General features: G+C 40.5%; 7 protein-coding genes and 1 riboswitch. Of the genes, 1 reads left to right on the forward strand and 6 read right to left on the reverse strand.

Features of this window, described 5'->3' with window-relative positions:
• Positions 1-41: 41 nt before the first annotated feature.
• The 5 genes from prfA to BUA72_RS23545 all read right to left on the reverse strand — a co-directional run bounded on the left by prfA (position 42) and on the right by BUA72_RS23545 (position 10,601).
• On the reverse strand, positions 42-1,127 hold the full coding sequence (gene prfA / locus BUA72_RS23525; RefSeq protein WP_034726886.1) for a peptide chain release factor 1: 1,086 nt from the start codon (positions 1,125-1,127) through the stop codon (positions 42-44).
• Between the two features lie 176 nt (positions 1,128-1,303).
• A complete protein-coding gene (locus tag BUA72_RS23530; RefSeq protein WP_072925681.1) occupies positions 1,304-2,605 on the reverse strand; it encodes an APC family permease in 1,302 nt (433 codons plus the stop codon).
• Between the two features lie 7 nt (positions 2,606-2,612).
• Entirely contained in the window at positions 2,613-5,033 is a 2,421-nt protein-coding gene (locus BUA72_RS23535) for a TonB-dependent receptor plug domain-containing protein (protein ID WP_072925684.1), read from the reverse strand.
• 100 nt (positions 5,034-5,133) lie between these two features.
• A riboswitch (SAM riboswitch) is annotated at positions 5,134-5,242 on the reverse strand.
• A 233-nt stretch (positions 5,243-5,475) separates the two neighbouring features.
• Positions 5,476-8,313, reverse strand: coding sequence for an alpha-amylase family glycosyl hydrolase (locus BUA72_RS23540; protein ID WP_072925687.1), 2,838 nt, complete (start codon positions 8,311-8,313; stop codon positions 5,476-5,478).
• 215 nt (positions 8,314-8,528) lie between these two features.
• On the reverse strand, positions 8,529-10,601 hold the full coding sequence (locus tag BUA72_RS23545) for a T9SS type A sorting domain-containing protein (RefSeq protein WP_072925689.1): 2,073 nt from the start codon (positions 10,599-10,601) through the stop codon (positions 8,529-8,531).
• A gap of 151 nt (positions 10,602-10,752) precedes the next feature.
• On the opposite strand from BUA72_RS23545, the gene BUA72_RS23550 reads away from it, so the two are divergent.
• Positions 10,753-11,622 (forward strand): helix-turn-helix transcriptional regulator, encoded by an 870-nt coding sequence (locus tag BUA72_RS23550; protein WP_175548929.1) that lies wholly within the window; start codon positions 10,753-10,755, stop codon positions 11,620-11,622.
• Between the two features lie 99 nt (positions 11,623-11,721).
• On the opposite strand, the gene BUA72_RS23555 is transcribed toward BUA72_RS23550, so the two are convergent.
• Positions 11,722-12,006, reverse strand: a complete 285-nt coding sequence (locus BUA72_RS23555) for a hypothetical protein (RefSeq protein ID WP_175548930.1) — start codon at positions 12,004-12,006, stop codon at positions 11,722-11,724.
• Between the last annotated feature and the right edge of the window lie 93 nt (positions 12,007-12,099).

Consider the following 12,099-nt stretch of genomic DNA (forward strand, 5'->3'; position numbering starts at 1 on the left):
AAAGCTCTTGAAATTCAAGAGCCTGATTGATATATCTGTTTTTAATAGTTTTCTTCTTCTCCCTTCATTTTCTCTGCGTTTTCCGCCATGATCACGGCATCAATCATTTCAGAGATATCTCCATTCATATAAGCGTCCAGATTATACATGGATTTGTTGATCCTGTGATCTGTCACCCTTCCCTGAGGATAGTTGTAGGTTTTGATCTTTGCAGAACGGTCACCGGTAGAAACCATTGATTTACGCTGTGCTGCAATATCACCCTGAACTTTCTGCAATTCGATGTCGTATAGTTTGGTTCTCAACATTTCCATTGCCAGTTCACGGTTAGCCAGCTGGGAACGTGCCTGCTGACATACAACCACCATTCCTGAAGGTTTGTGCGTCAGCTGAACTTTCGTTTCAACCTTGTTTACGTTCTGACCTCCGGCTCCACCTGAACGGGATGTCTGCATTTCAATATCGGCAGGATTCAGTTCGAAATCCACTTCTTCAGCTTCCGGTAATACAGCAATTGTGATGGCAGAAGTATGAACTCTACCCTGAGATTCTGTTTCAGGAACACGCTGTACACGGTGAACTCCGGACTCGAATTTCATAATTCCGTAAACGCCTTCTCCTTCCACCTTCATGATGAGTTCTTTGTAGCCTTTTGCCGCTTCATTAGAATCCGTTACTTCATGTCTCCAGCCTTTTGTTTTGAAGTACATGCTGTACATCCTGTAAACATCTTCTACAAAAATAGCTGCTTCATCACCACCGGTACCGGCACGTAATTCCACAATGATGTTTTTGTCGTCTGCAGGATCTTTAGGAATCAGTAAAACTTTCAGTTCTTCTTCCAGTCCGGGAAGTTTAGCCTGAGCTTCCATTTTTTCTTCTTTCGCAAGATCTACAAGGTCTCTGTCTGAGCCATCAGCGATGATTTCATCAGATTCTGCAATATTATCTAAAGCACCTTTATACTGATCGTACACTCTTACAATCTTTCCCAAATCACTGTATTCTTTGTTCAGAGAAGAATATTTTTTTTGATCTGAAATGATATCAGGCTGTATAATAAGGTCTGCAACCTCATTATATCTTTGTTTAATAGCTTCTAGTTTTGGAATTAATGATTTAGACATTCTGCAATTTTTGAGAGTGCAAAGATAAGAATTATTAATTCAAATTAAAATTCCTTTATACAATCAAATCAGCATAATTTTTTGAACCATTTAGGTTTATGATATTTTTAAGATAATTAAATGCCGTTTTAGCTTAAAATTCCACTAAAAGACAAATACCTTGTTCTATTGAATCATTATTCAGAGGGCTTTTTAAAAAACTTTTTATCCACAACATATAAAACAAGTCCAAACGCTACAATCCCCAGTCCTATGATGCTTTCTTTAGGATTATGGATGAGGGTAAAATAGAGGATATAGATACTGAAAAGCAGAAAAACGGCAGGAAATATATAGAACAGATTGGATTTAAAAATTTTCCGCTGATCTTTTTTAAGAAAGAAAACCGTAGAAATAGAGAGACTGGCGAATAGTTGCAGAATAAATGCGGTATAGACAAAAATCTCTTTAAAGCTTCCCGTCAGGATAATCACCGAAGCAATCACCGCATGGGCAAAAATGGCTCTCACCGGAATACCTTTTTTATTATTGACTGCCAGTGATCTCCATAAATGATTTTCCCTTGCAAACGCCTGCGTCAGCCTCGATCCGACCCATAAATAACCACTGATCGTCGCAATCAGTTGCAGGGCAATAAAAATGTTGACGATTTTCCCGAAACCGATTCCCAGCATATTACCCGCTGCTTCGCCCATCACATCTTCTTTTCCGGCCATCTGGCTTACAGGCGCATGTTTCAGCATGATAAAATTGACCAGCAGATAACTTACCGTTACGAAAACTGTTCCCACAATCAAAGCTCTGGGAAGGTTCTTCTGAACGTCTTTTATTTCTCCCGCAATGTATGAGGCGGAATTCCAACCGGTATAGGAATAGGTGACAAAAACCAGCGAAGTCGCAAAAGCGGGAAGCATGATTTCATCCTGCCAGCTGTTTCCAAATTCCAGACTGTTTCCTGCCGCGGACTCCGGAAGTACCACGCCAAGGATGACGAGAACAATGATAAAAGCAATTTTGATAAAGGTGAAAAAGTTATGAAACCTACTGGAAGTCTTGAGGCTGAATGATAACGTCGCAGCCACCAGAAATATGAATCCGATCGCAAAACCGTTTCCAAAGGTGTAATTAAAAGCTGATAGGTATTTTGACATCGCCAGGGCAGCCAGAGCTACCGGTGCAGAAAACCCGATAATCAGAGAGATCCAGCTGACCAGATACCCGAAAACAGGATGATAAGTTTCTTTGAGATAGATATAATCCCCTCCGTTTCCTTTGAAATAGGATCCAAGCTCCGCGTAGCAAAATGCCCCGAACAAAGCGAGAATCCCGCCAATGATCCACAACAGGAAAATGCTGTAGGTATTGGTAATATCAGACAGCTGAAAACCTAAAGTCGTAAATATCCCCGTCCCAATCATATTGGAAACGACGATAGCAGCAGCGGTTTTCCAGCCGATCTGGTGTGTAGCAGTACTCATTGATCTGTTAAAAATTAAAATTAAGTCTTCCGAAGAAGTAATTCCCCAGCGTTCCCATCTGAACCGGTGCGTATTTAAACACACCATAATAGGAATTCGCATAGATCTGAAGATCCGGGAAAACATCAAATACATTATTGGCTCCCACGGTCAGATTGATGGTTTTCGTTATGTCATATCCCACACTCACATCCGTTACGACCTTTGGAGAGAAGCTCTGTACTTTTCCGAACGGATAACCGTCTCTGATGACCTGACCAAAATACGTATTTCTTACCATGAAATTGAATTTTCCAATGGCATAATTCAACCCCAGCGAAGCTTTTGTCTTGGGTGAAAGGGTTTCTATGATATTGATCTGATCCGGTCCGAAAAACTGATCCTGCGTAGGCACCAGCTTTTCAGGAAAATGGAAATCTTTGATTTTCGTTTCCGTATAATTTCCAGCTAAGTTGATATTCAAATTTCCGCCACCAAGTTTCCAGTCGTAAGTGACCACAACATCAACGCCTTTTGTCTCAGTATCAATGGCATTCGCGAAGAATCTTCCGCTCTCTACATTGTACTGAGCCAATCTCGGATCATCGATATTACTCGTAATCACAATTCTGTCTTTTACTTTAATCCAATATCCATCAATGGTTATAAACAATCTGTTGGCAGGTTTCAGCGTAAATCCTGCGCTGGCATTTACTGAAGTTTCCTGTTTTAATTGATCAAACCCTAGTGCTTTTGCCGCATCACTGTCATTCCTGAAAATTCCTTTGGTTACAATTCCCAATCCTGAAGTAGAAATATCTGCGTAGGAATTATTAAAATATTGCTGCTGAAGTGACGGCGCTCGGAAACCTGTTCCCACAGCCGCCCGTACTGCATAGTTTTTTACAAACTCATACCTCACCGCCAGTTTTCCGTTCAACGTATTTCCAAAATCTGAATAATTTTCAAATCTTCCAGCCAGGTCTATATTCAACTTTTTAGCGATATCATAAGAAACATCGGCATAGACCGCCGCTGAATGTCTTGATTTTTTCACAGCATTATCCGGTGAAAAACCAATAAACGACTGTGAACCTCCATTTCCTACCACTGTAGAACCCGGAACGGCAGGATTTCCATTGATGTCATAGCGCGTGTAAGATGCTTCATCTCCCGGCTTGATCTCATACTGTTCAAAACGGAATTCTCCACCAAATGCAATATTAAACTGATTTATATTTTTAGACACATCAAGATTAACCGTATTCTGAAGGAAACTGTGTGCTCCGGCATAAAAGCTGGTGGGTGATTTTGCGCCTAATGAAGCGTTGTTTGTATTATTAACATTGTAATTGAATGTATTGCTTCCGAATGTATTGCTTAAATCAACGAACCAGTTATTCACATTGTATTTTGCGCCTACAGCATATGAAAAATCATAAACCTGCGAGCCCAGAGAAGCCTGGAAGCCGTTGGGATAAATAGAAGATACCACATTGGATGTTTCACCTGGAAGTCTTCTGAAACCAAAACCTTTTCCTTCTTTAATACTGAAGCCTCCGAAAGAATAGAGTTTCAGACTTTCACTTAACGGATATTCGGAGTTAAAAAATAACTGCGCCTGTCTGATCTGTGCATCGCCGATCTGAAAATTAAAATCATCACGCGTAAGTCCTCTTTCTCTTAATTTCTGATCATCAAGTGCCCTTGCTCCTTCCGGGTCATCTGCAAATTCATACGCAAAATTTTCCCCGAAGATGTCAAGATCATGATTTTGAGTTCTTGTTGTCTTTCCCCGGTGACTCAGCTGTAGTGAAAGATTCACATAGCTGTCTTTTTTACCCAGAGAAGATCCATAATTGATTCCTGCCTGATAGGTTTCCCCATCATTTCTCCCACTGATTCCGTAAGATGCAGAAGCTGATGCTCCGATGTCTTTTTTGAGAATAATATTCACCACTCCTGCGATAGCATCTGAGCCATATTGAGCTGCGGCTCCATCTCTTAAAACTTCAATCCTGTCGATAGCGATCACGGGAATGGTACTGAGATCCGTTCCTACAGACCCGTTTCCTACCGTATTCTGATAATTGACCAATGAAGTGCTGTGTCTTCTTTTGCCGTTGATCAGGACCAAAACCTGATCAGGTCCCATTCCTCTTAAAGTTACCGGATCGATATGCTCCGTCCCATCTGAAGCAGACTGTCGCACAGTATTAAATGACGGAATCACATAGTTCAGAAGGTCCTGAACGGTAGTTTGTGGAGCAGATTTCTGCAGCTTTTCTATATTGATAATGTCTACGGGAACCGGTGTTTCCAGTTTTGTTCTTTTCGCATTCCGGTTTCCTACGATTACCACGTCTTCGATCTGAGTTCCTTTTTCCTGCTCCTGTGCATTCACTAAAACAGCTCCCAGGAGTATCACAGACAGACTTAATTTTTTCATCTTTCGTTCTTGTAAATTAATAATAAAATGCTTCCGCAGACCTGATCCGCAGTTAATAAAAAGACTTCAAGAAATGGAATTGCTGTCAGAATAGTGACTTTTCTCATCTTCCCCGCAATGGGCTGGAATTAGCACCTTTACACTTTTTAGAGACGTGCAGGTTGCTAAGGTTTCATAGGGCCAAATCCCTCCACCTTTCTTGATAAATCTACTGCAAAAGTAGACTAATATTTTTAATTGACCAAAAGAGGAATTGCTGAAATAATCATCCGGAAATAATTTAAATTAACCACAGGTTTCTCATTTGTACACAGGAGTTTGCGTCTAATCAGGCTATTGATTCAGTATAATCTACAGGTGAATATTAAGATGTGAACACCTGAGAAATTCAGGGTCAAAAAAAATAAAAAAGGGATAATTTTCATTACCCCTTTTGTCTGTATTATTGAATGATCATCTTCTGAATGGCTGTACCAGTTTCAGAACGGAGATGAACGAGATAGGTTCCGGGTGGATAATCTGCTTTGAGTTCATAGGTTCCGTTTTCCTGATTTAATTTAAAGGAATCCATTCTTTTACCACTCAAGTCAAAAATGACGATCTCTCCGTTCTTCGCTTTATGGTAAATTAATTTTGCAGAGCCGTTTTTCACAGGATTATCTGCAATCTGCAGGGATAATTTATTGGCAGCATTCACATCCATTGTTGACAACGCTCCTGCGTAATTTCCAAAAATTCTGAATTCTCCCGGCTGCAGCATAACCGGAGTTGTTGTAGAGGCAAAATTTGAGATCGATTGATCCATCAGATTCTGCCATTGTCCTGCATATGGGAAATAGGGGATAACATTCTGCGCCGAAGTGCTGTAATTAGCCAGAACTACCACATTCTTTACTCCGTTTATGGCATTATCGTACACATAAATCCTAGTGATCAGACCCGCAGGATCATTAGTAAGGTTGTTGGATTCTATGGTATAGGTTTTTGACTTGAAAACCGGATAAGTCTTTCTGATATTGATAATTTTAGCCCAGGTATCATAAACCGCTTTTCGGTTTGCATTGGTATCATAGCCCAATGTGAAGGCAACCGGCTTTTCATCCGTACGGCAACCACTGTTGATGCTTCCGTCTGCACAACGGTTGATACTGAATTCGTACCCCAGTTCTCCAAACTGCCAGATCATTTTCGGGCCGGGAATGGTAAAGAAAGTCGCCCCGAATGTCTTCATTCTTTCAAGGGCTGTGTTCAGATTGGTAACATTGTAGCCGCCGTTCACCGCTCCGTAGGAAAGATTCTTGAACATCAGTCTTTCTTCATCATGGCTTTCTCCGTATCCTACAGCATGCATATTCGTAAAACCGTGAAGCGTGTGATTCATTCTGTCATAATTGCTGTTCTCCGTGTATCCCATCGTGTTTTGATTGTACGGATCTGTCTGCTTATTCCACAGCATTACGCCTTTTCCTTCAGCAACTCTGTAGTTCGCCCACTGCTGTTCTTCTGCATCTGTTCCCAAATGTTCGAAAATCATATAAGAATTGGGATCTATCGCCCACTGCCTGTCTGCATAATGTTTCATAATATCTACTCTGTCCTGCTGGTAAGCATTGGTACAGGCTTCATCATTTTCAGAACAGTTTTGGGTAAAACCTTTCGTTAAATCCCAACGGAATCCATCGATATGATACTCGGTTAGCCATTGCTGAAGACTTCTTTCAACGTAATATTGAGTTGAAGGACTTGTATGGTTAAAATCGTTGAATACATTATAGGAATGTTTGGGAACCTGATTGAAATAAGGGTTGTTGGCCGCAATCTCCCCGAAACCGTCCCCATCAGGATCTATATTCCACAGTCTGGCCAGTGGAGAACGTCCTGTTGCATGATTAAAAGCGATATCTAAAATAACTGCGATCCCGTTCTGGTGGCACAGGTCTACAAATTCTTTGAATTTCTCAGGCGTTCCGTACGCTTTATCCAGCGCGTAGTGAAAAGATGTATTATAGCCCCATGATAAGTTCCCTTCAAATTCCATAATGGGAAGCAGCTCAATGGCATTGATATTTAAGTTTTTCAAATAAGAAATCTTATTGATGAGTGACTGCCAGTTTTTTTCCTGTGTAAAATCTCTCAGCAATAATTCATACACCACCAAATCTTCCTTTGCCGGTCTCTGAAAATTGGTCACCTGCCAGCTGTAAGGAGTCTGACCGGTTTTAAAGGTTGAAACTTCAAAGCCCTGACCTGCAGGAAACGGAGGTAAATTGGGATACGTTGTGCTTGAAATCCACTGATCATCATAGGACGATAAAATCTGCGGTGAATAAGGATCCGCCACTTTTTTAAGATCATTGGTTCTGTATTGGAAAGTGTATAATTGCTGTGGAGTCAATCCGTTTAATTCAATCCAGTAAAGATCAGGATTGGCAGTATCTCTTTTCATTAAATAGGTATCATTCACCGCCCAGTTATTAAAACTTCCGATGACGTGTACAAAATTTTTATGAGGTGCGTACAGGGCAAGTCCCACTTTCGTCTGGTCTGAAGAATGATAATTAATCCCCTGCCTGATCCAGCCGGGAATAGCTTCCGAAACTACTGTCCGGGGAATCTGCAGAAGAAATGCAGCACTCTTTGTGTTGGAATTTGTACCAGTAGCAACTAGTTCCATACTGGCATCCTGAGACACCGTATAGCTATAGGTGTAAGATTGTGAAGGAGCAGATGCCGTATTCACAACCGTTCCGTTTGCCTTTAACTGAAACGTCGCATCTACATTAGTGGTCGCTGTAATATTAACAGACGTTCCTGCCGGAATTGTAGTCAGGCTATTCGCTGCCGGGTTGGTCAGCGTTAAATTTAAAAGACCAACATTAACAAAAATATCCGGGGAGGTCTGATGGGAGCCCGTTTTATCTTTTAGCAGAAATCCAAACCTCCCGATTCCCGTTCTTCCGAAAAAAGCTGTTGGAGTCATGGTTAAGGAATAGGTATCTGCAGTTGAATTGTAAGTGAGTTTATTCAGATCACTGGAACTGTTCCAGCTTCCGTTGGTAGGACAATCCTGGCTGTTCTGATAATTGGTATCAAATGACCATGACCAGATGTAAATGGCATTATTTGAAACATTCCACGCTGATTCATCGATCTGGTCTCCCGGAATGGTTAGGGTAATCACATCCGTTTCATTGAACGGACTGGGAGTAACGGTATAATTAATCTGCCCGAAAACCAACGCTGCAACAAGCAGATAAACAAGGGAATAAAACTTCTTCATTTCTTTATTTTTATCTAATATAGTATTAATTTTCTTTTTTATACTTCATTTCACAGTGAAAAAATAAGTCATAAAAAAAGACCCATGAAAAATTTCATGAGCCTTTACGATAAAAGTAATTGTAATGAACTTTTTTTAAAATAAATCAATTTATGCCTTTATAACAAAGGGCTTTCCTAAAAAAGCCCCTGCTGATCAATCAAACGTATCGGGACTTAGTTTTTAATAATTTTCTTAGAAAAAACCTGTCCGCTCTTTAACTTTAATTCTACAATATAAATTCCATTCGGAAGTCCGTTCATATTGATCTGGTTATTGGAAAACTGAATATTATTCAGCTTTTGTCCTACCATATTGATAACACTGACACTTTCGATCAGTGCATCTGCTTTGATATTAAGAACACCGTTCGTAGGGTTTGGATAGAATCCTACTGCTGACGTATTTTTGATGATATCTGATGTTCCTAAAGCCGAACCCGTCTTGATGCATCTTACCGCGGATCCCTGTCCTCTCATCGCTCCTGAAGAAGGATTCGCAATAGTAGACCCTATGTATAGGTATTTTCCTCCTGAATTAGAGGTGTCAGAACTCCAGAAATATCCTCTTTGCCCTGCAAATGTAAGGGCTCCGTTGGAAGAACTTCTGTATCCTGATGCAGGCAGTTTCAGGTAACTATTGTAGGCCGTTCCCGGATTTGCGATATGATCCGACTCTACAGCGGCTGCCCATTCAGCCTGGGAAGGCATTTTCCAACCCGGCCCAACTGCCATACAGGGATCTGCTCCTACATTGTTGGAAACATTCGCTGCATTGGAAGCGGTCCATTTGTCGGTAGCGGCAAAAGTACTCCACCATGATCCGATGATGAAAGCACCAGAACCAGCCAGTCCGTCCGGTGAATTCGGTGTTGTAGGTGCTGCCGTAGCCGAATTTCTCAGCTGGTGGCCATCATCCCATCTTCCCCACTGGAAAAGATCTCCGTACGATGCTTCATCTCCTAATGAATTTGCTACCTGGGAACTTCCAAGGTTCTGCTGCATCCAGATGTTTCCCTCGGCTCCTCTTACCGTCGAATACGTTACCGTTTGTCCACGGTAAGTAAAAGTTACACAACCCGTATCTCCTGCATTGCTTCCAGGATCTGTATTGGTACATCCCGGAGGCGTTCCGTTCAGTGGAATTCTTTTCACTTTGGTACCATCTTCGGAATAAGCAAGTACTAAGTAGTTATTCGCCTTATCAATCGCTAGGTCATTATACTTAGCTTCTCCTGTGGAAATGAAATCTCCACCGTAGGTTACCCAATTTTGCGCAGCAGTATCGAATTTATAAACCGTATTTCTTAATAAGTCGTTGTCTTCAAAACGGCTGGCTACTACAAATGGCTCTCCGGATGCTGTCACTGTAATCGCTACATGCTGTACTCTTCCGTTAGAAAAATCAGCCTGACCAAGCTGTATCCATGCATTTCCGTTAAATTTCTTAACGTTAAGTTTCTGACCATTCGCTGAACTGGCAACATAAGCCACATACAGATTATTATTACCATCTATCGCAATATCAGAGGTATACTGCTCAGAAGAAGAAGCCGCATCTACGATTGTTCCTCCCACCAGTGTCCACGTATCTGTAGCTACCGCTGATGTACTGTTCTCATATACTCTTACACCCGATGCGATATTGCATGTATAAATTTTCTGATTGGATCCGATCACCATTTCTGCAAATGATGCTCCGTTTGAAAAACCAGTATTTCCTACCTGCTCCCAGGCTCCGTTTGCATAACGCTGTACAGTTCCTGAGTTCTGTCCACCGAATGTAAACAGTACATTAGACGGAGAAACCGCAGAAGCATGATAGTTAGCCGCAGATTCCGTAGCTTTTGCAAGCTGTGTCCATGAAGTACCATTAAACTGACGAACTGCAATTCCGGATCCCGGATATCCTACCTGATTGGTGTAAAAAATATTTCCCAAACCGTCAAGAGATAATGAATTAAAGGTTGCTGTCCCTTCTGTAATTCCTGCCGTTCCCCCTACATAAGACCATGAAGTCCCGTTGAATTTCTGCACAGAACCTTTAGCCACTGAGGTATCATAATAAGAAAGATAATAGTTTCCAGCCTGATCTACTGCCAGATTGTTATAACTGCTTCCTCCTGCTGAAACTCCCTGCGCACCTCCTACATCTTCCCATTGCTGGGCATATAGATAACTTCCTGCGATGGTTAGCAAGGCTAAACCTGCTCCTATTTTACGGATCGCAAAATGTAAATTTTGAAACATATCTAATATTATTTTTAATTATTCTAAATTTAATTTAATTTTGCGCAAAATTACTTTACATTCTTAACCCTGAGTTATCATTTCCAAACTTTTTGTTATCTGATGTAAGGCTTTTGTTTCAAATTGTACCATGCCCGTAAAATCATTTCCTATGAAGAATCTCTCCAGGAGTGGACTGTTATTCAGTTCCGACAACATCAAGATCGTCATGCAGGAAGACCCACAGCCTGAAAAGTTTTCAAGATTGCATATGATTGAAAGCAGGGCAAGTTTCAGCCTGCTTTTTCTGCTGAGTCCCAATATTAAACTGGAAGCCAATGACTGTGAGACCAAATTTCTGTTCAGGAAAAACCAGTATATCCTTCATTATTCATCTCAGGAAAGTACCGCAGAGCTTTGGACAGAAAGCCAGGAAGCTTTAAAATATTTTCAGATTCAGATTAATTATCAATATATTTTTAACCTCATCGATCCGGAATCGAGCAAGGAAAATGCAGATATTCTGGAAAACATGATCCGGAACAATTATATTTTCCTTCATCAAAGAACGCCTCCTTATATGACTGTGGAAATGCATATGATCCTGAACGAGCTGATCAGTTATTCAAAAAAAGGAATGGTACAGCGGTTATTTGTCGAAGCCAAGATCATTAAGCTTCTGATTTTAATTTTTGAACAGTTCAATGAAAAAAATACCGTACAGAACGAGCCGGGAACTTCTTTTGTGATCAAAAAATTCATTGATGAAAATTATCACAAGAATATCCGTGCGGAAGATATCGGAAAGCTTACGGGGATCAATCAGAATAAAATCAGGAAAGAATTTAAAGCCCAATATCAGATGACGGTTTCCGATTATATTTCAGAACTGAGAATGCTGAAAGCGAAGAAAATGATCATCGACAAAGGTATTATGATCAAAGAAATTGCTATTGAATGCGGATATGAATATGTTCAGAACTTCACACGGGCATTCAAAAAGAAATTCGGCGTTTCTCCGGAAAAACTTAGAAACGGCTAATAAAAAGAAAAACCGCCTAAAAAATTAAGCGGTTTATATATGTTGTTTTGCTTTGATATTACTTTTTCAGAATTAAGGTGAAAAAGCAATGACAGTCAATTAATGATGATGTCCGTGATCGTGTAGGAAAGGTCCGTTTCCTTTAGGATTGCTGAAGACTACTTCTACGCCTTCCTGCTCATTAAGTTCTTTTCTTCTGATATCTTCAGGATCAAAAGGTTTTACTTTTCCGAAATATTCTTTCAGACCTTCAGTTAACCACATTGGGATTACCAAACCGAAGAACATGAAGATACACCAGAACCCTACTAAGAACATAATTATAAAGAATACAGTCCATAGGAACTGGTAGAACGGCCAAAATGCTGATAAAATCGTTATCATTCTCTTAAAGATTTTAGGCAAAAATAGGACTTTTTTGCGTTGTACACAAAACATACAAGCCCTATTTTCTAATTTATTTTGATTTTAAACTAA

Source organism: Chryseobacterium sp. OV279 (genome assembly GCF_900128945.1).
Taxonomy (GTDB): Bacteria; Bacteroidota; Bacteroidia; order Flavobacteriales; family Weeksellaceae; genus Chryseobacterium.